The organism is Streptomyces sp. NPDC051822 (genome assembly GCF_044452745.1).
GTDB lineage: Bacteria > Actinomycetota > Actinomycetes > Streptomycetales > Streptomycetaceae > Streptomyces.
The window spans coordinates 440907-460546 of the sequence record NZ_JBITBZ010000005.1 but is presented as its reverse complement, the minus strand read 5'-3'; the positions used below and the strand labels follow the sequence as shown (position 1 = coordinate 460546).

General features: G+C 73.1%; 25 protein-coding genes and 1 pseudogene. 15 read left to right on the top strand and 11 right to left on the bottom strand.

The window, feature by feature from the left end:
- Positions 1-3: 3 nt before the first annotated feature.
- On the bottom strand, positions 4-345 hold the full coding sequence (locus ACIA8N_RS19565; RefSeq protein ID WP_365784201.1) for a hypothetical protein: 342 nt from the start codon (positions 343-345) through the stop codon (positions 4-6).
- A 315-nt stretch (positions 346-660) separates the two neighbouring features.
- On the opposite strand from ACIA8N_RS19565, the gene ACIA8N_RS19560 reads away from it, so the two are divergent.
- Positions 661-1644, top strand: a complete 984-nt coding sequence (locus ACIA8N_RS19560; RefSeq protein ID WP_365784203.1) for a sigma-70 family RNA polymerase sigma factor — start codon at positions 661-663, stop codon at positions 1642-1644.
- Here the strand turns inward: ACIA8N_RS19560 and ACIA8N_RS19555 are convergent, their stop codons facing one another.
- From ACIA8N_RS19555 to ACIA8N_RS19545, 3 genes are all read right to left on the bottom strand, one after another.
- Positions 1645-2313, bottom strand: coding sequence for a DUF998 domain-containing protein (locus ACIA8N_RS19555; RefSeq protein WP_365784205.1), 669 nt, complete (start codon positions 2311-2313; stop codon positions 1645-1647). It abuts the gene before it with no gap.
- A 111-nt stretch (positions 2314-2424) separates the two neighbouring features.
- Positions 2425-4239, bottom strand: a complete 1815-nt coding sequence (locus ACIA8N_RS19550; protein WP_365784207.1) for an alkyl sulfatase dimerization domain-containing protein — start codon at positions 4237-4239, stop codon at positions 2425-2427.
- Positions 4240-4386: 147 nt separating this feature from the next.
- Positions 4387-4761 carry a DUF6223 family protein gene (locus ACIA8N_RS19545; RefSeq protein ID WP_365784209.1) on the bottom strand — a complete coding sequence of 125 codons (375 nt, stop codon included), beginning with the start codon at positions 4759-4761 and terminating at the stop codon, positions 4387-4389.
- Between the two features lie 196 nt (positions 4762-4957).
- On the opposite strand from ACIA8N_RS19545, the gene ACIA8N_RS19540 reads away from it, so the two are divergent.
- Together ACIA8N_RS19540 and ACIA8N_RS19535 are read left to right on the top strand one after the other, a co-directional pair.
- Positions 4958-6250: a histidine kinase gene (locus ACIA8N_RS19540; RefSeq protein WP_365784211.1), complete on the top strand. Its 1293-nt coding sequence runs from the start codon at positions 4958-4960 to the stop codon at positions 6248-6250.
- Complete coding sequence (locus ACIA8N_RS19535; protein WP_365784213.1) at positions 6247-6912, top strand: response regulator transcription factor; 666 nt, start codon at positions 6247-6249, stop codon at positions 6910-6912. Before ACIA8N_RS19540 ends, ACIA8N_RS19535 begins: the two co-directional genes overlap by 4 nt.
- 8 nt (positions 6913-6920) lie before the next feature.
- Here the strand turns inward: ACIA8N_RS19535 and ACIA8N_RS19530 are convergent, their stop codons facing one another.
- Positions 6921-7370, bottom strand: coding sequence for a hypothetical protein (locus tag ACIA8N_RS19530; RefSeq protein WP_399416731.1), 450 nt, complete (start codon positions 7368-7370; stop codon positions 6921-6923).
- A gap of 122 nt (positions 7371-7492) precedes the next feature.
- Between ACIA8N_RS19530 and ACIA8N_RS19525 the strand changes: the two genes are divergently transcribed.
- The 4 genes and pseudogenes from ACIA8N_RS19525 (at position 7493) to ACIA8N_RS19510 (ending at position 10092) form a co-directional block, all read left to right on the top strand.
- The gene (locus tag ACIA8N_RS19525) at positions 7493-8524 is read left to right on the top strand and encodes a sigma-70 family RNA polymerase sigma factor (RefSeq protein ID WP_365784215.1); all 1032 of its coding nucleotides are present in this window, start codon (positions 7493-7495) and stop codon (positions 8522-8524) included.
- Positions 8521-8841 (top strand): hypothetical protein, encoded by a 321-nt coding sequence (locus tag ACIA8N_RS19520; protein ID WP_365784217.1) that lies wholly within the window; start codon positions 8521-8523, stop codon positions 8839-8841. The genes ACIA8N_RS19525 and ACIA8N_RS19520 overlap by 4 nt, the downstream gene beginning before the upstream one ends.
- Before the next feature lie 190 nt (positions 8842-9031).
- Positions 9032-9631 (top strand): annotated as a pseudogene (locus tag ACIA8N_RS19515) (amidinotransferase); the annotation flags it as partial.
- Positions 9632-9714: 83 nt separating this feature from the next.
- A complete protein-coding gene (locus tag ACIA8N_RS19510; protein WP_365784219.1) occupies positions 9715-10092 on the top strand; it encodes a DUF952 domain-containing protein in 378 nt (125 codons plus the stop codon).
- 18 nt (positions 10093-10110) lie between these two features.
- On the opposite strand, the gene ACIA8N_RS19505 is transcribed toward ACIA8N_RS19510, so the two are convergent.
- Positions 10111-10368, bottom strand: a complete 258-nt coding sequence (locus tag ACIA8N_RS19505) for a DUF6213 family protein (protein WP_365784221.1) — start codon at positions 10366-10368, stop codon at positions 10111-10113.
- A 139-nt stretch (positions 10369-10507) separates the two neighbouring features.
- On the opposite strand from ACIA8N_RS19505, the gene ACIA8N_RS19500 reads away from it, so the two are divergent.
- The 5 genes from ACIA8N_RS19500 to ACIA8N_RS19480 all read left to right on the top strand — a co-directional run bounded on the left by ACIA8N_RS19500 (position 10508) and on the right by ACIA8N_RS19480 (position 13031).
- Positions 10508-10924 carry a VOC family protein gene (locus ACIA8N_RS19500; protein WP_365784223.1) on the top strand — a complete coding sequence of 139 codons (417 nt, stop codon included), beginning with the start codon at positions 10508-10510 and terminating at the stop codon, positions 10922-10924.
- 106 nt (positions 10925-11030) lie between these two features.
- Positions 11031-11477 (top strand): helix-turn-helix transcriptional regulator, encoded by a 447-nt coding sequence (locus ACIA8N_RS19495; RefSeq protein WP_365784225.1) that lies wholly within the window; start codon positions 11031-11033, stop codon positions 11475-11477.
- A 5-nt stretch (positions 11478-11482) separates the two neighbouring features.
- Positions 11483-12109, top strand: a complete 627-nt coding sequence (locus ACIA8N_RS19490; RefSeq protein ID WP_365784227.1) for a glyoxalase — start codon at positions 11483-11485, stop codon at positions 12107-12109.
- 311 nt (positions 12110-12420) lie between these two features.
- Complete coding sequence (locus ACIA8N_RS19485) at positions 12421-12624, top strand: cold-shock protein (RefSeq protein ID WP_030210008.1); 204 nt, start codon at positions 12421-12423, stop codon at positions 12622-12624.
- Between the two features lie 143 nt (positions 12625-12767).
- Positions 12768-13031 (top strand): SCO5918 family protein, encoded by a 264-nt coding sequence (locus ACIA8N_RS19480; RefSeq protein ID WP_030210011.1) that lies wholly within the window; start codon positions 12768-12770, stop codon positions 13029-13031.
- A 71-nt stretch (positions 13032-13102) separates the two neighbouring features.
- On the opposite strand, the gene ACIA8N_RS19475 is transcribed toward ACIA8N_RS19480, so the two are convergent.
- Positions 13103-13459, bottom strand: a complete 357-nt coding sequence (locus ACIA8N_RS19475; protein WP_030210019.1) for a hypothetical protein — start codon at positions 13457-13459, stop codon at positions 13103-13105.
- Between the two features lie 58 nt (positions 13460-13517).
- Positions 13518-14120 (bottom strand): MBL fold metallo-hydrolase, encoded by a 603-nt coding sequence (locus tag ACIA8N_RS19470; protein WP_365784230.1) that lies wholly within the window; start codon positions 14118-14120, stop codon positions 13518-13520.
- Between the two features lie 117 nt (positions 14121-14237).
- Here ACIA8N_RS19470 and ACIA8N_RS19465 point away from each other — a divergent pair, with 117 nt between their 5' ends.
- Both ACIA8N_RS19465 and ACIA8N_RS19460 read left to right on the top strand, forming a co-directional pair.
- A complete protein-coding gene (locus ACIA8N_RS19465) occupies positions 14238-15203 on the top strand; it encodes a helix-turn-helix domain-containing protein (protein ID WP_365784232.1) in 966 nt (321 codons plus the stop codon).
- 53 nt (positions 15204-15256) lie between these two features.
- Positions 15257-16216 (top strand): D-2-hydroxyacid dehydrogenase family protein, encoded by a 960-nt coding sequence (locus ACIA8N_RS19460; RefSeq protein WP_365784234.1) that lies wholly within the window; start codon positions 15257-15259, stop codon positions 16214-16216.
- A 9-nt stretch (positions 16217-16225) separates the two neighbouring features.
- On the opposite strand, the gene ACIA8N_RS19455 is transcribed toward ACIA8N_RS19460, so the two are convergent.
- Positions 16226-16582 carry a GntR family transcriptional regulator gene (locus ACIA8N_RS19455; RefSeq protein WP_365784236.1) on the bottom strand — a complete coding sequence of 119 codons (357 nt, stop codon included), beginning with the start codon at positions 16580-16582 and terminating at the stop codon, positions 16226-16228.
- A 2-nt stretch (positions 16583-16584) separates the two neighbouring features.
- Positions 16585-17568 carry a hypothetical protein gene (locus ACIA8N_RS19450; RefSeq protein ID WP_365784238.1) on the bottom strand — a complete coding sequence of 328 codons (984 nt, stop codon included), beginning with the start codon at positions 17566-17568 and terminating at the stop codon, positions 16585-16587.
- Between the two features lie 135 nt (positions 17569-17703).
- Between ACIA8N_RS19450 and ACIA8N_RS19445 the strand changes: the two genes are divergently transcribed.
- Positions 17704-18687 carry a S8 family serine peptidase gene (locus tag ACIA8N_RS19445; RefSeq protein ID WP_365784240.1) on the top strand — a complete coding sequence of 328 codons (984 nt, stop codon included), beginning with the start codon at positions 17704-17706 and terminating at the stop codon, positions 18685-18687.
- Positions 18688-18722: 35 nt separating this feature from the next.
- On the opposite strand, the gene ACIA8N_RS19440 is transcribed toward ACIA8N_RS19445, so the two are convergent.
- Positions 18723-19616, bottom strand: coding sequence for an alpha/beta hydrolase (locus ACIA8N_RS19440; RefSeq protein ID WP_365784242.1), 894 nt, complete (start codon positions 19614-19616; stop codon positions 18723-18725).
- Between the last annotated feature and the right edge of the window lie 24 nt (positions 19617-19640).

The window sequence follows — 19640 nt, the reverse complement described above, 5'->3', positions numbered from 1 at the left end:
GGGTCACATGGCGTGGCAGATCCACCTCCGCAGCGCGACATGGGTGGTGTCGCCCAGCCGGCACAGGGCCTCGATGGCATCCATGTCGCCCGGCAGGGGTGCGATACCCGCGGTGGTGAGAGCGGCGTGCAGCTCCAGACGGCGACGGTCGGCCGGTTCGAGACGACCGGCGGACGGACGGCCCGCCGGCTCCGGCGCGGTCAGCAGGTCGTCGCCGGGCTCCAGGACGCCCAGGCCCGTCGACGTCCGCTCCGGCAGATCGTCGACGAGCGCGGCGGGAAAGCGGTACGGGTCGAGATCCCTCAGCGCCGCGGTGCCGGTGGTGAAAGCCTGAAAACCAGTCACGAATGCCTCCTCGGTCGTCGTGCCACTGCGCAGGACGACTGCGAACAGAGCGGCGGCAGTTGCGGCAGACGCCGCACTCCACCCGAATGTCCCCTACGGCATCTCGTCACAAGAGCGATCAACCCACCGGCGAGGACCCTCGCGCGACGGCCACCTCACAACACGCTCGCCACCGGCGCCGCCGCCGGCACCGACCGACTCAGGCGGCCCCGTGGTCTGGCCGGCTCGTAGCTCGTGACCTGGGCTTATCGTGGCCGCAGTCGGACCGGCGGGGTACCTGTGCGCCGGGGTGGGCGATCCGGGGAGGGGTACGGGATGACGGATGCGGGAGCGGCCGAGAATGTACGGGAACTGGAGTCGTACCGGGGCGAGTTGCTTCGGTACTGCTATCGGATGCTGGGGTCGTACGCCGAGGCCGAGGACGCCGTGCAGCAGGCCGTCATCCGGGCCTGGCAGAACATCGAGCGGTTCGAGGGCCGGTCGTCCCTGCGGTCGTGGGTGTACCGGATCGCCACCAACGTGTGCCTGGACGCCCTCGCCGCCGGGAAGCGGCGGGCGCTGCCGATGGACCTGTCCGGGCCCGCGGACGGTGCCACGCCGCCGGGCGCGCCGGAGGACGGCGTGCTGTGGATCGATCCCCTGCCCGGTGGTGACCCGGGGGCGGCGGTGACGGCCGCCGAGTCGGTGCGGCTGGCGTTCGTCGCCGCGCTCCAGCACCTGCCGCCCAAGCAGCGGGCCACGCTGATCCTGCGGGACGTCCTGGGCTTCTCGGCCCGGGAGGTCGCCGACCTGCACGGCTCCACCGTCGCCTCCGTCAACAGCGCCCTGCAGCGGGCGCGCGCCACCCTGGCCGGTCGCCGGGCGAGAACGGGCGGGCTCGGCTCCCCGGCGCCCGAGGGCGTCCGGCGGGTCCTTGCCGAGCGTTACGCCACGGCGTTCTCCCGGTACGACGTGGAGGAGCTGAACATGCTGCTCCACGTCGACGCCACCCTGTCCCTGCCGCCGTACGCGAAGTGGATGCGCGGGGTCGCCGACATCCGGTCGTGGCTGACGGGACCGGCCGTCGGCTGCCGTGGATCGCGGCTCGTGCCGACCATGGCGAACGGTTCGCCCGCGTTCGGCCAGTACCGGCCCTGTGCGGACGGGGCCGGTTACGAGCCCTGGGCTCTCCAGGTCGTCGAGTTCTCCGGTGACCGCATCGCGAGCGTCACCGCCTTCCGCGACACCGCGCGCCTCTTCCCGCTGTTCGACCTGCCGGATCGGCTGGGCGAGGGAGCCGGGCTCGGCTTCCCCGCCTGATCACCTGTCCGACCGCGCGCCGGTCAGCTGTGCCGTCACCGCGCTCAGCCACAGCAGGCCGAGGCCGGCGCCGGCGGTGAACGCCACGACCGAGGCGGCCGAGGCCATGAAGCCGGCGAGTACGGCCACGGGTACGGCACGGGACGCGACGGCCCAGCCGCGGAGGCCCCGGGCGGCGAGCGGACGGGCCAGGACGACGAGCGCGGCGCACAGGGCGAGGTAGCCGATCATGCCGCCGAACATGTGGACGGCACCGTGCCCGCTCATCACGGTCTCCTCCGGCGCCCCGACGGGAAAGCCCGCACCGGCGTCGGCGGGGAAGGCCGCAGCGACCCAGAAGGAGACGCCGAACACGCCCACCAGGGCCGCCCCCCACGTCGCACCGGGGCCACCGCGCAGCACCCGCCGCAGCCCGGTCGCGCCCGCGATCAGCAGCGCACCGGTGAGCACGAAGCTCACCGTCTGGATCCAGCCCGCCGAACCGAGGGCGAGTTGGCTGATCGCGTTCCGGGTGAAGTCGAAGCCGTCGCGCGCGAGTCCCTGCGCGGCTCCGACCGCCAGGAACAGCGGCCCCGCCACCACACCGCCGGAGGCGGCCCACCGCGCCGCGGATCGGGACGCCGGCGCGGCGGAGAGAGCGTTGTGGGGCGCGGTGAGCGTGTCGGTCATGGCGGGCCTTCCTCGGTGCGACGCTGTCACACGTACGACCGACGGCGAAGGCCGGAGTCATCGGCCCCGCCGATGTGCGCCGGCTCACACCCCGGCGCGCGGTTCAGCGGGTCATGGCGTCACGATCGGGAAGGCCGGGTCGGGCTTCGTCACGTAGGAGAAGAGGCGGGTGAGGAGGGACGGGTCTCCGGTCGTGGCGATGCCGTCGACGTCCTGGCCCGCGAGGACGCCCAGGAGCTGCGGCCTGGTGAGGGTGACGGTCACCCCGGCCGCGGTGCGCGGGTCCGTGACGACGCGGTGGGTGAGGGCGCCGTTGTGGAGCGTGAGGCGGTAGTGGCGCTCTTCGTCGGTGAGGACGAGGTCGACGGTGAGGTCCTCGTCCCAGGCCCGGGGGCCGTCGATCCGGATGGCGACGGAGTCCAGGAGCATGCCGGTGGTCAGCGCCACCGCCATCTCGGGGTTGGCGCCGTCGAGGAGGGCGGCGTTCTCGCCGTGGCGCAGCTCCATGGCGGACGTCAGATAGAAGTTGCGCCAGGGGCCGTTCTCCGCGCCGTGGCCGAGTCTCTCGTAGACCCCGGCGAGGGCCTGCCTGGCGGCCGTGTCGGCGGGGTCGGCGAAGACCAGGTGGTTCAGGAGGGTGACGGCGAAGCGGAGGTCGCCGGCGTCGGCGTAGCCGCGGGCCTTCGCCAGGGTCTGCTCGGGACCGCCCAGCGCGTCCACGTACCGCTTGGCGATCTCCACCGGAGGGTGCTCCCACAGATGGGCCGCGTTTCCGTCGAACCAGCCCAGGTAACGCTGGTAGATCGCCTTGGTGTTGTGGCTCAGGGAGCCGTAATAGCCGCGGGCGTGCCAGGAGTTCTCCAGGGCCGGCGGCAGCCGCATCTCCTCGGCGATCTCCGGTCCCGTGAGGCCGTCGTTGAGCATGCGCAGGGTCTGGTCGTGCATGTACGCGTAAAGGTCGCGCTGTTCGTGGAGGAACGTCACCACGTTGTCGTGGCCCCAGGTGGGCCAGTGGTGGGAGGCGAAGGCGACGTCGTAGCGCCCGTCGAAGAAGTCGACGGCCTCGTCGAGGTAGCGGGACCAGATGCGGGAGTCGCGGACGACGGCACCGCGCAGGGTCAGGATGTTGTGCATGTTGTGCGTGGCGTTCTCGGCCAGGCACAGGGCCCGGAGGTCCGGGAAGAGGAAGTTCATCTCGGCCGGAGCCTCGGTGCCGGGGGTGAGCTGGAAGACGATCCGCACGCCGTCGACCGTCTCCTCCTGCCCGGTCGTCGTGATGTCGACGGTCGGCGGGATGAGCGTGAGGGTGCCGGTGGAGGTGGTCATGCCGAGGCCCGCGCCGATCTGGCCGTCGGGCGCCTTGGGCAGCCGGTCGCCGTACATGAAGACCGCCCGGCGGGTCATGGCGTTGCCGGCGTAGACGTTCTCGCTGACCGCGTGTTCCAGGAAGCCGACGGGGGCGAGGATCGGCACGCCCTCCTCGGTGCCCGGGGGCAGGACGCCACGGGCGCCGCCGAAGTGGTCGCCGTGCGAGTGGGTGTAGATCATGCCGGTGACGGGGCGGTCGCCGCGGTGCTCCCGGTAGAGCGCGAGCGCGGCGGCGGCGGTCTCGGCGGAGATGAGCGGGTCGATGACGATGACACCGCGCTCGCCCTCGACGAGCGTCATGTTCGACAGGTCCAGGCCGCGCACCTGGTAGACGCCCTCGGTCACCTCGTAGAGACCCTGCTTCGAGGCGAGCTGCGCCTGCCGCCACAGACTCGGGTTCGCGGTGTCGGGGCACTCGCCCTTGAGGAAGCCGTACGCGTCGTTGTCCCAGACGGTACGGCCGTCGGCGTCCTTGACGACGGCGGGCACCAGCGCCCCGATGAAGCCGCGGTCCGCGTTCTCGAAGTCGCGGGTGTCCTCGAAGGGGAGGGGGGTCATCTCTCGCTCCGTTCCACGGGGGCCGGTGCCTGCGGCCGGAGGTCCGGCGGCGCACGGCATGGGCTCATCTCAACACCGCACCCACTTGGGCGCATGTCGGGACGAATCCCCGGCCCCGGGCCCCGGGTGCCCCGTGAGCCCACGGGATCAGGCGGCCGGGCTCCGGTCGGTCGCGCGGCCGGGGCGGCGGGCGGCCGCGGGGCGGGTGAGGGCCCGGCCGCCGAGGGCCGCCGCGAGCAGCCCCACCAGCAGACCGACGTAGGCGCCGCCCAGGCCGTTGCCGGTGCCGAGGCCACCGGACGCGGTGGCGGCGACGAGGCCGCCGAGGGCGACGGCGAGCAGCCCCGCCGCGAGGGCGGCGACGGCCCCGGTCCGCCAGGAGCGGCGCAGGGCCCGCCAGGCGAGGCCCACGCCGATCAGGCCGAGCACCGCGGCCGTGCTCGCGCCCAGCCGCCCGGCGCTCACGTGGAGGACCTCGGCGGCGAGCGGCTGGACCTCGGCGAGCGAGTGACGGTCGTGCATGACGTACTCCTTCTCCTCCTGCGACGGAATGTCCTCCGAGCATGTCCGCCGCACCCCCCGCCGGTCGTCCCACGGACGCGGACTCTTCCGGCTGCCACGGCTGCGGCAGTCGCCGCGGATCTACCACGGACGCGGTAGTCGGTCCTCGTCCATGGGAGGGACTTGCCGGGGGCGGCCGCTTGGGTAGGTTGCGCCCATGAGCAGCACAGCGTCGCGGGTGTACGGAGTCGGGGCCGGGCTCAGGGCCGGACTCAAGGGCCGCCTCGGGGACGGGCTCAGGGGTGGGTCTCGGGGTGGGTCTCGGGGTGGGCTCCGGGGGGAGGCGCGCGCCGTCGTCACCGACACGGTCATCGCCCTCGGGGTGGCCTCGGCCCTGCTCGTCACCGGCCTCTCCGGGCAGCGCTCCCCCGCCGGCCTGCTCCCGCTCGGCCTGCTCGGGTACGTGCTCCTCGTCGCCGGCGGCCTCGTCCTCCTCGCGCGCCGCCGCGCCCCGGTCGCCGTCCTCGCCGTCACCGGCCTCTGCGGCGCCGGATACCAGGCGGCCGGCTTCGACGTACCCGCCGTCGCGTTCCTGTTCGCGGTGTACGCGGCCGTACGCGCGGGCCACCGCAGCCTCACGATCGCGGTCGGCGTAGCCATGCTCGCCGCCCTTCCCGTCGCCGCCCTGATCGCGGGCCCGCACGACACGGCGGCGGCGTTCGCGCAGGCCAGGGGAGCCCTGGAGATCGCCTGGCTGATCGCCGCCGGTGCGGCGGGCGAGGCGCTGCGGCAGGCCGAGCGGCGGGCGGACGAGGCCGAGCGCACCAGGGAGGAGACCGCGCGGCGCCGCGCCGACGAGGAGCGGCTGCGCATCGCACGCGAGCTGCACGATTCGCTCACCCACCAGATCTCGGTGATCAAGGTGCAGGCCGAGGTGGCCGTGCACGTGGCCCGCAGGAGGGGCGAGGAGGTGCCGGAGGCGCTGCTCGCGATCCAGGCGGCGGGCCGCGAGGCGAGCCGGGAGCTGCGCGCGACCCTGGAGGCGCTGCGCGACGACGACACGGCCCCGCCGCGCGGGCTCGCCCACGTCCCGGAACTGGTGGAACAGGCCCGCGCCGGCGGCCTGGACGCGACCCTGTCGATCGGGGGCGGGCGGGACGACGTACCGGCGGCGGTCGACAGGACCGTCTACCGGATCGTCCAGGAGTCGCTCACCAACATCGCCCGGCACGCGCACGGCGCGACGGCGTCCGTCACGATCGACCGGCGTGCGGACGCCCTCGCGATCCGCGTCGACGACGGCGGCGGCTCCGCCGACTCGACGTCCTCGCGCGGATCAGCGACCCCGCCCGGCTCGGGGTCCTCGCCAGGATCGGCGACCTCGCCCGGTTACGGGCTGCTCGGCATGCGCGAACGCGTCACCGCCCTCGGCGGCCGGCTGCGCGCCGAACCCCGCCCGGACGGCGGCTTCACGGTCGAGGCCGTGCTCCCCGTGGACCGTACGCCGTGATCCGCGTCGTCCTGGTCGACGACCAGCCGCTGATCCGCAGCGGATTCCGCGCCCTCCTCGACCTGGAGGACGACATCGAGGTGGTGGCCGAGGCCGGTGACGGACAGGAGGGCCTCGCGCTGATCCGGTCCCACCTGCCCGACATCGCGCTCGTCGACGTCCAGATGCCGGTGATGGACGGCATCGAGACGACCCGGCGCATCGCCGCGGACCCGGCCCTGGCCGGCGTGCACGTCGTGATCCTCACCAACTACGGCTTCGACGAGTACGTCTTCGACGCGCTGCGCGCCGGCGCGACCGGATTCCTCGTCAAGGACATCGTGCCGGAGGACTTCCTCCACGCCGTCCGGGTCGCCGCACGCGGCGACGCCCTGCTCGCCCCCTCGATCACCCGCAAGCTGATCAGCCGGTACGTCGCCCAGCCGCCCCTCGACGCCCGCCCCCGCGACGGGCTGGAGGAACTGACCAACCGGGAACGCGAGGCCGTGGCCCTCGTCGCGCAGGGCCTGTCGAACGACCAGATCGCCGACCGGATGGTGATCAGCCCGACGACCGCGAAGACCCACGTCAACCGGGCCATGACCAAGCTCGACGCCCGGGACCGGGCCCAACTCGTGATCCTCGCCTACGAGTCGGGCCTGGTGGTCCCGCGTTCCTCCTGAGCCCCCGGTCAGGACTTCGTCCCGCGCCCGGTCACCGCCATGCCGAAGGCCAGCAGGCTCAGGCCGAACATCACGACGCCCAGCGGGACATGGAGCGACGGCACGTGGGCGATGCCGAGCACCACCTGCACCGAGGCCAGTACGAGGAAGCCGGACGCGTACAGGACGGGACGGGGCGACCCGCCCCCCGGTCGCCACGCCAGGACCGCGGCGAGCACGTACAGCATCGAGGCCCCGTACATCACGCGCGATCCGACGTCGTGCAGCATCGCGCCGAGCGACGAGGACAGCAGCATCCCGGCCGTGGCCGCCTGGAAGAAGAGGGACAGGGTCTGCAGGGCGAGCGCGACCCGGAGGAACGTGGTTCTTCCCCGGCCTCCGGTCGCCGCCGCGGAGGTCGCCGCGGTCGTCGTGGTGTCCGTCGTGGTGTCCGTCGTGGTGTTCGTCGGTATGGCCACGGTGTGGTCCCCCTCTTCTGCCTCTCGGCGGTGGGTCGGTACTGTCTCGGTGGTCCGACGACGCAGGGCCTCGAAATGTCAGGCGCGGCACGGACGAGGCGAACCAGGAGGCGGTCGCGACCATGAGCACCGGGCCCGGCCTGAGCGCGGTCCTCGACGAGCGGCGCCGGCTGATCAACGTCGCCTACCGGCTGCTCGGTTCGCTGGCCGAGGCCGAGGACGCCGTCCAGGAGACGTACGCCCGGTGGTTCGCGCTGTCGCGGCGGCAGCAGGAGGCCATCGCGTCGCCCGGCGCGTGGCTGACGACGGTCGCCGGGCGCATCTGCCTCGACGTGCTCGGTTCGGCACGCGTGCGGCGCGAGCGTTACGTCGGCTCGTGGCTTCCCGAGCCGCTGCCCGACCGTGACGAGTGGCTCGGCGGGCGCGCGGACGGCGGCAGGGCCGCGTCGACCGACCCCGCCGACCAGGTCACCCTGGACGAGTCGGTGAACATGGCCTTCCTGGTCGTCCTGGAGTCGATGACGCCGGCCGAGCGCGTGGCGTTCGTCCTCCACGACGTCTTCCGGTACCCCTTCGCGGAGATCGCGGAGATCGTCGGCCGGACCCCAGCCGCCTGCCGTCAGCTGGCGTCCTCGGGCCGTCGGCGTGGAGGTGCAGGCGCCACCGGGCAAGCGGCGCGGGCGGGGCACGGCGGGCATGCGGGGCACGGCGGGCACGCGGGGCAGGCCGTGCTCGTACGGCGGTTCAAGGAGGCGTGGGAGGCCAGGGACATCAAGGCCCTCGTCGGACTCCTCGACCCCGACGCGACGATGGTCGCCGACGGCGGCGGCATGGTCGGCACCGTCCTCCGTCCGGTCGAGGGCGGCGCGGACATCGCCCAGTACCTGATCCACATCGCCGACAAGGCCCCCGGTCTCAGGCTGCTCGAACGGACCGTCAACGGCGTGCCCGGCCTGGTCGCCCAGTACCGGGGCGTCACGGTGACCGTGGCGGCGTTCGGCCTCGCCGCCGACCGCGACGGCCGTGCCGACCGCGTGGACCGCATCTGGGCCGTCCGCAACCCGGAGAAGCTCGGCCCGTGGACGTGGACCGAGGACCGACCCGGGCGGCGCACCTCCGCTTCCCCCGTTCTTCCTCCTACGCTCGGCACATGACCGACGACAGCGAGATCCAGCTCAAGGCCATCGCCGCCCTCACGGCTCTGCGCGGGGGTGTCGGGACGGACTACGTCTCCGACCTGCTCGGCGAGGTCATCCCCACCCGCTTCCTCGTCCCCGACAGCGACGACCCGACGGAGGTCGGCCTGGCCGTGCTGAGCCAGCTGTCCGAGCCGCTCAGCGCTCTGATCAACGGCTTCGTACTGGCCTTCGAGACGGTCTCGGAGGCGTACGACCGGACGGATCCCGACACGCCCACCGACGCGATCCTGCAGGCGCTCGCCCTCGGCATCGCGCGGGACGACTCCGAGTGATCCGGCCGGAACAGGGCACCCGCCCTTGGCAAGCGAGGGTCTCCGGCCGCCGCGCAGGCGTGGTGGCGCCCTGACCGCGACCCGAGGAGGCGACCGTGCCAGCACTCCGGACCCAGGCTCCCCCGTCACGACACCCGCCCCGCCGGTCGCGGGGGTGCCGGCCACCACGGCTGCCAGCGACCGGGAGCGATTGTTCGACGACGACTTCCGTGTCCCCGAGGACGGGGAGCCCATGCGCTACATCCTCACGGAGTTCGAGCCGGTCTTCGACGCGGCGGACTTCGTCCGCGCGGGACGCGACCTCTTCGTGACGAGGAGCAACGTCACCCACCGCATGGGCATCGACTGGCTGCGCCGCCATCTCGGCCCCGGTTACCGCGTGCACGAGATCGAGAGCCGGTGCCGCACGCCGATGCACATCGACACGACGTTCCTGCCGCTCGCGCCCGGCAAGGTGCTGGTCAATCCCGAGTACGTCGACGTCGACCGGCTGCCGGACGTCCTCGGCTCCTGGGACGTCCTGGTCGCCCCCGAGCCCGACCCGATCGACGAGCGGCTGCTGAGGCTCACGTCGATGTGCGGGAAGTGGCTCAGCATGAACGTCCTCATGGTCGACGAGAAGCGGGTCATCGCCGAGCGGAACCACACCACCATGCTGCGTGCCCTTGAGCGTTGGGGCTTCGAGCCCATCCCCTGCGACCTGCAGCACTACGCGCCGTTCGGCGGCTCCTTCCACTGCGCGACGCTCGACGTCCGGCGCCGGGGCACGCTCCGGTCGTACGTCGACTGACTGATCCGCGCCCTGGTCCGCCCTCTGGTCCGCGCCCGACTTCCGAGCGCCCGGCCGTCCGCCTGCGGGTGGGAGAATGCTCCATGATCTACCACGTCGTGACCTCCGCCGAGTGGGGCGGATGGGACGCCCGCCCCGACGCCCCGTACGCGCCCGCCTCCCTCGCGGAGGACGGTTTCGTCCACTGCTCGCCCGACGAGAAGACCACCCTGGCCGTCGTCAACGCCTACCTCCGGAGCGCTCCGAGGCCCCTCCTCGTCCTGCTCCTCGCCGAGGACCGGCTGACGTCACGGCTCGTGTTCGAGGCGGCGGCTCCGACCCCGCCGCCCGGGATCGACGAGGACGTCCTGTTCCCGCACCTGTTCGGTCCGGTCGACCGGGAGGCCGTCGACGGGATCCTGGAGGTCGTATGGGACGAGGAAGGCCGCGCGACGGGCCTGGGGGCCCGGAACCGGAGCTGAAGCGACGCTGACGGTACGTCAGCCGCCCTGGGCCTCCGCCGTCGGCGGCTCGCCCACCGGGGGTCTCACCGCGATGCACTCGACGTCGATCTGGTCGGCCAGGTCGCTCAGCCGCCGGGCCAGGGCCAGCGTGGTCGCGGGGTCGAGGTCCGTCGCGTCCGCCTCGGTCGCGTGCAGCCAGCCCGCCGCGATCCGCCGGAGCAGGCCGGTGACGTTGGTGGCGGGGATCAGCAGCTCTCCACGCGAGGCGGAGACCAGGGGTATCGACGCGTTCATGGTGAACCGACCTCCGCCCGTGGGCTGTCGTCGTGGGGGCCTTCGCAGAGCGCCTGCCCCCGACCACGGGGGCTACACACCCCGCTCCGATGTCAGGAATCGAGAAGCGGGGGCACCGGGGCCCAACTAACTTGTCGACATGGACATCACCATTCACACCACCGTTCTGCCGCACGACGACCCGGACGCCTCCCTCGCCTTCTACCGCGACGCCCTCGGCTTCGAGGTGCGCAACGACGTCGGGCAGGGCAGGACCCGGTGGATCACCGTCGGGCCCGCCGGACAGCCCGGCACGTCGATCCTGCTCGCGCCACCCGCCGCCGACCCGGGGATCACCGAGGCCGAGCGGCGCACCATCACCGAGATGATGGCCAAGGGCACCTACGGCTGGATCCTGCTCGCCACCCCGGACCTCGACGGCACCTTCGAGAAGGTGCAGGCGGCGGACGTCGAGGTCGTCCAGGAGCCGACGGAGCAGCCGTACGGCATCCGCGACTGCGCCTTCCGGGACCCGGCGGGCAACCTCGTCCGCATCCAGGAGCTCCGTAACCCGTAGCTCCGTACCCGGGTCCGCGCACCCGGTAGCCGCGTGCCCCGTAGCCCGTACCCCCGAGTCCAGCAGCTCTGCTGAAAGGGTTCTTCTCATGTGTCATCCTGCGTGGATGAGCGCACTGAACGAAGCGCAGCGCCTCGGCGATCTCGCCCGGTTGCGCCGGGTCCGCGACCGGATGGACCGGGAGTACGCACAGCCGCTGGACGTCGAGGCGCTCGCCCGCGGCGTCCACATGTCGGCCGGGCACCTCAGCCGCCAGTTCCGGCAGGCCTACGGCGAGTCGCCGTACTCGTACCTCATGACGCGGCGCATCGAGCGCGCGATGGCCCTGCTGCACCGCGAGGAGCTCAGCGTCACGGACGTCTGCTTCATGGTGGGCTGCTCGTCCCTCGGCACCTTCAGCACCCGGTTCACCGAGCTCGTCGGCGTGCCGCCCAGCGTCTACCGGCGGCAGGCGGCGGACGGCGAGGCCGGCCTGCCGTCGTGCGTGGCGAAGCAGGTGACGCGGCCCGTCAGGAATCGAGAAGCACCCGTGCGGGCCCCCCGCATAGCGTGAATCCCATGAACGCCATCGCATCCGTCACCCTCGAGGTGGCCGACCTCCCCGCCGCCGACCGCTTCTACACCGCCTCCGGCCTCGGCGCCCATGTGCGCCTGCGGGCCTCGGACGCGCCGAGCACCGGCTTCCGCGGGTTCACGCTGTCGCTCACGGTGTCCCAGCCGGCCGACGTCCGGCAGATCACCGAGGCCGCCGTCGCCGCCGGGGCCACGGTCCTCAAGCCCGCGTCCAAGTCCTTCTGGGGTTACGGCGGCGTCTTCCGGGCGCCGGACGGGACCATCTGGAAGGTCGCCACCTCGGCGAAGAAGGACACCGGGCCGGCCACCGGCCACGTCGACCAGTTCGTCCTGCTCCTCGGGGCCACGGACGTCGCCGAGACCAAGGCGTTCTACGTCGCGCACGGCCTCACCGTCGGGAAGAGCTTCGGTCGCAAGTACGTCGAGTTCACCGCCGGTGACAGCCCCGTCAAGCTCGCCCTGTACGGGCGGCGCGCCCTCGCCAAGGACGCCGGCGTCCCCGTCGACGGCGAGGGGTCCCACCGGATCGTGCTCGGCGGCGTCGGCACCGGAGCCTTCACCGACCCGGACGGGTTCGCCTGGGAAGCCGCCCCGGTGTCCGCCACCGCCTGACCGCGCCACACCACGCGGTGGAATACCCCGTGTCGGCCCGTGTGAATTCGGGACGACACGGGGTGAAAATTTGTCATGTAAACACACGGGATGCGGACGGGCGAAATCCTGTACCCGGCAGACCCCGCGCCACCGTGCTACTGTCGATATCAGTTGCAGTTGTGGGTCCCGAACGTACGAGTGCCCCTTCCGGTTTTCCGGCGCTGGGCACCCTTTTTCATTTCCGGGCTTTTTCCGGGCGGGGCGATCATCGCAGCGACACGGAGCGCGCACGGTGTGCGCTCCGAGCACTGCCCCGAAGGAGAAAAAAGATGGCTACTGGCACCGTGAAGTGGTTCAACTCGGAAAAGGGCTTCGGCTTCATCGAGCAGGACGGTGGCGGCCCCGACGTCTTCGCCCACTACTCGAACATCGCCGCCCAGGGCTTCCGTGAGCTGCAGGAAGGCCAGAAGGTGAGCTTCGACATCGCCCAGGGCCAGAAGGGCCCGACGGCCGAGAACATCGTCCCCGCCTGACACCCCGGCGCTGACGCGTAGCACGAGCTGACGAGCTGAGGCCCGCACCTTTGGGGTGCGGGTCTCAGTTCTTTGTACCCCCATCGGTTGCGGGAATTTCCTGCCCGGCCCCCTTCTGGACCACACTCTCCGCAGGAGTCACCATGCGCTGTGTCATCGCCCGCTTCCCGTTCGAGCTGACCAAAGCCGGCGTGCTCGAATCGATGAAGGGCGTCAAGCCGGAGCCGGCCGTCGGTGACGTCGTCGTCATCGGACGCCGCCAGTTCCCCGTGAAGCAGGTGGGCGAGGTCGTCACCCGCCAGGACCGCCGCGACTTCAGCGCCGGCGAGGTCGTGCGCGCGATGACGAAGCTCGGCTTCACCTGCCTCACGGTCCCCGCCGAGCAGCCCTCCGACACCACCTTCTGAGGGCAGGGCCTTCCGAGGCCCGACCTTCCGAGGGCTGGACCTCCGAGGACCGGACCGGCTCCCCGGAGACCTCAGTCGGAGTAGCGGAAGTCGCCCACCGTCCAGGCGCTGACGTCCGAGAGGGCGACCCGGTACATTCCGCCGGTCTCCGGGATGCCCACCGTGCCCTGCAGGATGCGGGCGAGGTGGAAGTGCAGATGAGTGGGTGGCCCCTCCTTGGGTCCGGAGGGGCTGAAGATCCCGGAGAACTCGCCCAGTCGGGACGAATCCGTCAGGACCTCCGACACGCGCTGTCTCCAGAGGGCTTCCGGGGCCAGCCGTCCGGTGAGGACCGCACCCCCCACGACCACTGTCAGGGACATCTGATTGCTCTGCCCGGACTCCACCGTGGCGGCAATGTCAACGAGCAGCTCGTCAGGCTTCGACATGAAAGCCGATTCTAGGCGCCACGCCGACCGGCGGCCGAAACCAGTCCCGTCGCACGCGCTACAGCGGTGCCGTTTCGTCCGCCGGGAACGCCGGGCCGTGGCCGGGGACGATCACGTCGGCCGTGCCGAGGACGCGCAGGCGGGACCCCTTCAGGACGGTGTGGTCCGGGGCCACCGGGTCCTCCACCGGGCCGTTCGGCCGCCACCAGAGGTCCCCGACGAAGGCGACGACGCCGCCCTCCGTACCCGCGAGGAGCGTGATGTCCTCGGGGCTGTGGCCGGGGGTTCGGATCAGCCGCAGGGACGGGGCGAGCTCGTGGCCCTCCGCGTCGCGGTCGGTCCACTGGTCGTTCTCGTAGATCGCCTTGTGGTCGTGGACGCGGGCCCGGCCGAAGAGGCCGACGTTCATGGTGTTGTCCGGGTGGTGGTGGCTGAGCACCACGTCGGTGATGTCGTCGGGGCCGAGACCGAGCGCGGCGAGCGGGCCGAGGATCCGGTCCCGGCTCGCCACCATGCCGGGGTCGACGATCACGTGCCGGTCGCCGTCCCGCACGTAGGAGACGGTGGCTGCGACCCCGGGACCGGTGGAGAGCGTGTAGCCGGTGGTCAGGATCGTGTACGTGGCGGTGCGGCCGCCCGGTGCGTCGTCGTGGTGTGTCATGCCCCCAAGTCTTCTGCGGAGCACGGCCCTTCACGAGTGGCCGTCCTGCCATCGATCGCGGGAATCGTGCCACGGCGGCACCGCACGGTGTGAACCTCACGTGCCAGACTCGCCCCCATGCCGCCGCCCTTCGTGACCGTCGCCGCCTACGCCCCGCACGGGGTCGGCATGCTCGGCGCCGGCATCGTCTCCGAGGTGTTCGACGCGCGCGGCGGGGACCTGCCCCGCTTCGACTTCGCGCTCTGCACCGACCGGCCGGGGAACGTCCGCACCGACGTCGGACTGCCGCTGGTCGTCGAGCACGGCCTCGACCGGCTGGCGACGGCCGACCTGGTGATCGCCCTGCCCTGGGCGGAGTTCCGCACGCCCCCGGGGCCCGCCGTCCTCGACGCGCTGACCGCCGCGCACGCGCGCGGTGCCCTGGTCGCAGCGCACTGCGTCGGCGCGTTCGCCCTCGCCGCGGCCGGACTCCTCGACGGGCGGCGCGCCACCACGCACTGGCGGTTCGCCGGGCTCCTCGCCGAACGCCACCCGGACGTCACCGTCGAACCCGACGCCCTCTACGTCGACCAGGGCCCGATCGTCACGGGCGCGGGCGCCGCCGCGGGCTTCGACCTGTGCCTGCACCTGCTGCGCCGGGAGTACGGGGCCACCACCGCCAACGCCATCGCCCGGGACCTGGTGCTGCCCTCCCACCGTGACGGCGGACAGGCCCAGTACCTGGCCACCCCCGTCCCCGAGGACAGCAGGGACGAGCGCCTCACCGACGTCCTCGCCTGGGCCAGGGAGAACCTCCACGAACCGCTCCCCGTCGCCGAGCTGGCCCGCCGGGCCCTGATGAGCCGGCGCTCCTTCGCCCGCCGCTTCGCCGCCTCCACGGGCACCACCCCGCACGCCTGGCTGCTCTCCCTGCGCCTCGGCCGCGCCGAGGAGCTCCTGGAGACCACGGACCTCCCCGTCGAGGAGGTCGCCCGCGCGGTGGGCTTCGGCAGCGCGGCGGTGCTGCGCGCCCAGTTCGTACGCCGCAGGGGCGTCCCGCCGCGCTCCTACCGCCGTTCCTTCACCCGGACGCCCACAGCCTGAGAGGCCCGCGGACGCCCTGGGCAGGACCACAGGGCGTACGCGATCATGCCGACATGAAGCTGCGCTGCGCCGTACTCGACGACTACCAGGGCGTCGCCCTCGCCTCCGGCGACTGGGGCTCGCTGGCGGGGCGTGTGGACGTCCGCGTACTGCGCGAGCACCTGAGCGACCGGGAGACGCTGATCGCCGCCGTACAGGACTGCGAGATCCTCGTCGTCATGCGGGAGCGGACCCCCGTCGACGCGGCGCTCCTCGCCCGCCTCCCCCGGCTGCGGCTCCTCGTCACCTCCGGGATGCGCAACGCCTCCGTCGACGTCGCCGCCGCCCGCGCGCGCGGGATCACCGTCTGCGGCACCGCCAGCAGCCCCGCGCCGCCCACCGAACTCACCTGGGCGCTCCTCCTCGGCCTCGCCCGGCACGTCCCCGCCGAGGCGCGGGCGCTGCGGGAGGGCGGGCCGTGGCAGTCCACCGTCGGCGCCGACCTGGCCGGCCGGACCCTCGGGCTCGTCGGCCTCGGCAAGATCGGCGCCCGGGTGGCCGCGATCGGCCTCGCCTTCGGCATGCACGTGCGCGCGTGGAGCCCGAACCTGACCGAGGAGCGGGCCGCCGAGCACGGCGTGCGGCTCGCGCCCGGCAAGCGGGAACTGGTCGCCGACAGCGACTTCGTCTCGCTCCACATGGTGCTGTCCGACCGCACCCGGGGCCTGCTCGGGGAGTCCGAGCTGCGCGCCATGCGCCCGCACGCGTACCTCGTCAACACCTCACGGGCCGGTCTCGTCGACGGCGGCGCGCTCCTTCGGGCCCTGCGCGAGGGGTGGATCGCGGGGGCCGGCCTCGACGTCTACGAGACCGAGCCGCTGACCGCCGACGACCCCCTGCGGTCCCTGCCGAACGTCCTCGCGCTTCCGCACCTCGGGTACGTCACGGAGGGCAACTACGCCCGCTACTTCGGGCAGGCGGTCGAGGACATCGACGCCTTCCTGAAGGGCACGCCGGTGCGCGAGCTGGCCTGACGCGGACCGCTATCCCAGGCTCGTACGCGCCAGGGCGAGGAACTCCTCGTCCGTCAGGCCCATTTCCCGCGCCTCCGTCGCCGCCTCGCGCAGCCGGGAGACGAGGCGGGCGCGGTCGGGGGCGGTGGCGCCGGGGACGATGACGGCGCCGCGGCCCCTGCGGAGTTCGATCAGGCCCTCCTCGCGGAGCCGCTGGTAGCCGCGCAGGACGGTGTGGACGTTGACGCCGAGGGAGTCGGCGAGTTCCCGGGCGGCCGGGAGACGCTCGCCGGGCGCGGCGGAGCCGTCGGCGAGTGCGCCCCTGACACAGGCGGCGATCTGGTCGCCGAGCGGGGCGGCGGAGGCCGGGTCGACACGGAAGAGCACGGTCAGACCCTCCCATGCCGCTCGGCGAGCGTGTTGAGGAGGGCGGCGGCGGTGGCCGCGTCGGGCACGGTGACCGCGAACTCGCGGCCGCTCCCCCGCCGTACGACGAGGGTCTCGCCGGTGTGGAGCACCACGCCGGTCCTGTCCGCCCTGACCCGGTAGCCCCAGCCGCCGAAGTCGCGGAGCACGGCCGCGGTGTCCAGTTCCCTGACGGTCGCGCCCGCGACGTCGTCGAGCGGGACCCGGACGCGGGGCCTGGGGACGAGCGAGGGCCTGACGGTGACACCGCGCCGGTCCACGGTGACCCGGACGCGCGCGAGGGCGAGCCCCGGCACCCCGATGACCAGGCCGAGCAGCGCCGGCAGGGCGCCGGGCCAGGGCGCGAGGAGCAGGCCGGCCGGGACGGCAGCGAGGGCGAGCGCCGAGAGGACGGTCAGCGGGCGGGAGGCGGTGGCACGGGACCAGCCGGCGACCTCGCTCGCCCCGAGCGTGAGCCTCGGGCCTTCGGCGGCGCCGGGCCGGGCGGCGGGCTCGTCCGCGGGGACGAGGGAGGCGAGGGCCCACCCGACGAGGGCGAACACGGCGGCGGCCGCGGCGGCGAGTGCCAGGCCGGTGAGCGGGGCGACGACCTGGGCGGGGTCGGTGGCGTCGAGGTTGGCCCGGAGCAGGAGGACGAACAGCGCTCCGATGAGGCCGGCCGTCGACCACGCCCCCCAGAGGGCGGTGCGCCGGACCAGGACCGTCCAGCCGGTGCCGAGGCCGACGAGCAGGCCGACGCCGAGGACGGCGAACGCGGTGCGCCCGGCGAAGCCGTCGGCCCGGCCGCCGCCCACGGCGAAGTGGGTGGCGAGGGTGTCGGGGAGCCGGTCGGACCAGAGGGCGAGCAGCAGCAGGTACGTGGCGAGGGCGAGCACGAAGGGCAGCGCGGCGAGGGCGCGGAGACGGGGTGTGGCGAGGGGGCCGACGGGGTGCGTGGCACGGGTCATGGAAACCTCCGTTGTTCGCACCAGGATAGAACAACTTGTTCGTACTCTGCTAGAACAACTCCCTTCCCTTTCGGGATGCGCGCGCTGATCTTCGACGGTTCACTGGTCCAAATGCACACGAATGGGGAGATACGCATGCGCCGTCGGCCCACCACCGCCACCGTCATTGCCTTCGCCGCCCTCACCTTCCTCACCGCCGCGCTCACCACCGGCTGCGGCGGCGACGACGACAAGCCCGACCCGCTGCTCGGCCAGCAGTGGGGGCTCGACGCGCTGAAGCAGCCCGACGCCTGGCAGACCTCCAAGGGCGAGGACACCGTCATCGCCGTCGTCGACACCGGCGTCGACCCCGACCACCCCGACCTCGAGGGCCGGCTCGTCGACGGCTACGACTTCGTCGACAACGACGACGAGCCCAAGGACCTGAACGGCCACGGCACCCACGTCGCCGGCATCGCCGCCGCCCACACCGGCAACGGCATCGGCATCGCGGGCGGCGCGCCCGGCGCCAAGATCATGCCGGTCCGGGTACTCGGCGCGGACGGCAGCGGCAGCGACGCGAACATCACCAAGGGGATCATCTGGGCCGCCCAGCACGGCGCCGACGTCATCAACCTCTCCCTCGGCGAGTCCGGCCTGATGGCCCGTCTCCTCAAGGGCGGAGTCCTCAACCAGGCCATCTCCGTCGCCGCCGGCAAGGGCGCGGTCGTGGTCGCCGCCGCGGGCAACGACTCCACCCTGCTCCAGCCCTACGAACTCGACACGCCGGTCCTGGTCGTCAACGCGGCCGACCCCGGCGGCATGCCGGCCGCCTTCACCAACTTCGGCGCCCAGAACGCCGTCTCGGCGCCGGGCGTCGACATCCTCTCGACCCTCCCCACCTACCCGACGAAGGAGACCCTGAAGAACACCTCGGGGTACGGCAAGCTGTCCGGTACGTCGATGGCCTCCCCGTACGTCTCCGCCGTGGCCGCGCTCCTGCACCACCAGGGCCTGGAGCCGGCGGCCGTCATGCGGGCGATCCGCGACTCGGCCTCGAACCCGCGGAACCTCCCCAAGCTGGGCCTCGGCAACGTCGACGCGGCGGCGGCCGTGAAGGCTGCCGCCGAGAAGAACTAGGCGCTGCCTCCAGGGCCTGGTCCCAGAGACAGGTCCTAGTTGCCGCCGCTGTCGTCCAGGGCGGCCCGCAGTGCCTCCGCGAACTCCACAGGGGCGCCGTGCTGGCCGAACTCGCCGCCGAGGAAGCCGCCGTGGTGGCTCGGGAAGACGGCGAGCGGGGTGCCGAGCCCCTCGGCGACGGCGGCCGCCGCGCGGGCCGCGAACTCGCCCTCGGACTCCTTCCCCGCGGCGACGACGATGCGGGTCGGCGCGGCGCGCAGGGCGGTGAAGTCGGGGCGGTAGGAGGTGCAGCCGCGCATGTTCTGGCCGAGCAGCGGGTCGCCGCGGGAGCCGTCGTCCTCGGCCGGCAGGCCGAACGCGCCCGGGGACGGCGCCGGCTCCTCCGCCCAGTTCGCCGGGAACAGGCCCTTCCGGCTCGTCAGCGCGAGGAACTTGGCCATCCCGGGCCCCCAGCCCTCCCGCAGGTAGGTCGCGCGCACGTCCGCGCAGACCCCGAGCACGGCCTCCCGGTCCGGGACGACCTGCGCGGTCGGCGGCTCGTGGGCGACGAGGGTGCGCACCAGGTCGCCGCGCCGGGCCACCAGGGCGAGGGCGTTGACGGCGCCGCCGCTGCTCGCGAAGACGTCCACGGCGCCGGCGCCGAGCGCCTCGATCAGCCGGACCAGGTCGTCGGCGTGCTCCTCGGGCAGCGTCTCCGCCGCGCCGTCGGTGCGCTCGCTGCGGCCCACTCCGCGCGGGTCGTAGGTGACGACGGTCCGGTCGGCGAAGTGGGAGGCGAGCGTGGTGAAGCCGGTCGCGTCCATGGGGGAGCCGATGAGCAGCAGAGGGGTTCCCGCTCCGGTTCCGGTGCCGGTTCCCTTTCCGGGGCGTACGTCGTAGCGGAGGGTGGCGCCTGCGGTGTCCAGGGTGCGGGTGTCGGTCTCGGCCATGAGTCTCTCCTCGGTGGTGGGACG

Coding starts and splice junctions, on each gene's coding strand:
- ACIA8N_RS19460 (WP_365784234.1), top strand. CDS start 15,257: ATGAAGCTGCGCTGCGCCGTACTCGACGACTACCAGGGCGTCGCCCTC.
- ACIA8N_RS19555 (WP_365784205.1), bottom strand. CDS start 2,313: ATGACCGACACGCTCACCGCGCCCCACAACGCTCTCTCCGCCGCGCCG.
- ACIA8N_RS19445 (WP_365784240.1), top strand. CDS start 17,704: ATGCGCCGTCGGCCCACCACCGCCACCGTCATTGCCTTCGCCGCCCTC.
- ACIA8N_RS19505 (WP_365784221.1), bottom strand. CDS start 10,368: ATGAACGCGTCGATACCCCTGGTCTCCGCCTCGCGTGGAGAGCTGCTG.
- ACIA8N_RS19560 (WP_365784203.1), top strand. CDS start 661: ATGACGGATGCGGGAGCGGCCGAGAATGTACGGGAACTGGAGTCGTAC.
- ACIA8N_RS19490 (WP_365784227.1), top strand. CDS start 11,483: ATGAACGCCATCGCATCCGTCACCCTCGAGGTGGCCGACCTCCCCGCC.
- ACIA8N_RS19450 (WP_365784238.1), bottom strand. CDS start 17,568: ATGACCCGTGCCACGCACCCCGTCGGCCCCCTCGCCACACCCCGTCTC.
- ACIA8N_RS19440 (WP_365784242.1), bottom strand. CDS start 19,616: ATGGCCGAGACCGACACCCGCACCCTGGACACCGCAGGCGCCACCCTC.
- ACIA8N_RS19540 (WP_365784211.1), top strand. CDS start 4,958: ATGAGCAGCACAGCGTCGCGGGTGTACGGAGTCGGGGCCGGGCTCAGG.
- ACIA8N_RS19475 (WP_030210019.1), bottom strand. CDS start 13,459: ATGTCGAAGCCTGACGAGCTGCTCGTTGACATTGCCGCCACGGTGGAG.
- ACIA8N_RS19480 (WP_030210011.1), top strand. CDS start 12,768: ATGCGCTGTGTCATCGCCCGCTTCCCGTTCGAGCTGACCAAAGCCGGC.
- ACIA8N_RS19485 (WP_030210008.1), top strand. CDS start 12,421: ATGGCTACTGGCACCGTGAAGTGGTTCAACTCGGAAAAGGGCTTCGGC.
- ACIA8N_RS19495 (WP_365784225.1), top strand. CDS start 11,031: ATGAGCGCACTGAACGAAGCGCAGCGCCTCGGCGATCTCGCCCGGTTG.
- ACIA8N_RS19545 (WP_365784209.1), bottom strand. CDS start 4,761: ATGCACGACCGTCACTCGCTCGCCGAGGTCCAGCCGCTCGCCGCCGAG.
- ACIA8N_RS19525 (WP_365784215.1), top strand. CDS start 7,493: ATGAGCACCGGGCCCGGCCTGAGCGCGGTCCTCGACGAGCGGCGCCGG.
- ACIA8N_RS19500 (WP_365784223.1), top strand. CDS start 10,508: ATGGACATCACCATTCACACCACCGTTCTGCCGCACGACGACCCGGAC.
- ACIA8N_RS19465 (WP_365784232.1), top strand. CDS start 14,238: ATGCCGCCGCCCTTCGTGACCGTCGCCGCCTACGCCCCGCACGGGGTC.
- ACIA8N_RS19510 (WP_365784219.1), top strand. CDS start 9,715: ATGATCTACCACGTCGTGACCTCCGCCGAGTGGGGCGGATGGGACGCC.
- ACIA8N_RS19470 (WP_365784230.1), bottom strand. CDS start 14,120: ATGACACACCACGACGACGCACCGGGCGGCCGCACCGCCACGTACACG.
- ACIA8N_RS19550 (WP_365784207.1), bottom strand. CDS start 4,239: ATGACCCCCCTCCCCTTCGAGGACACCCGCGACTTCGAGAACGCGGAC.
- ACIA8N_RS19520 (WP_365784217.1), top strand. CDS start 8,521: ATGACCGACGACAGCGAGATCCAGCTCAAGGCCATCGCCGCCCTCACG.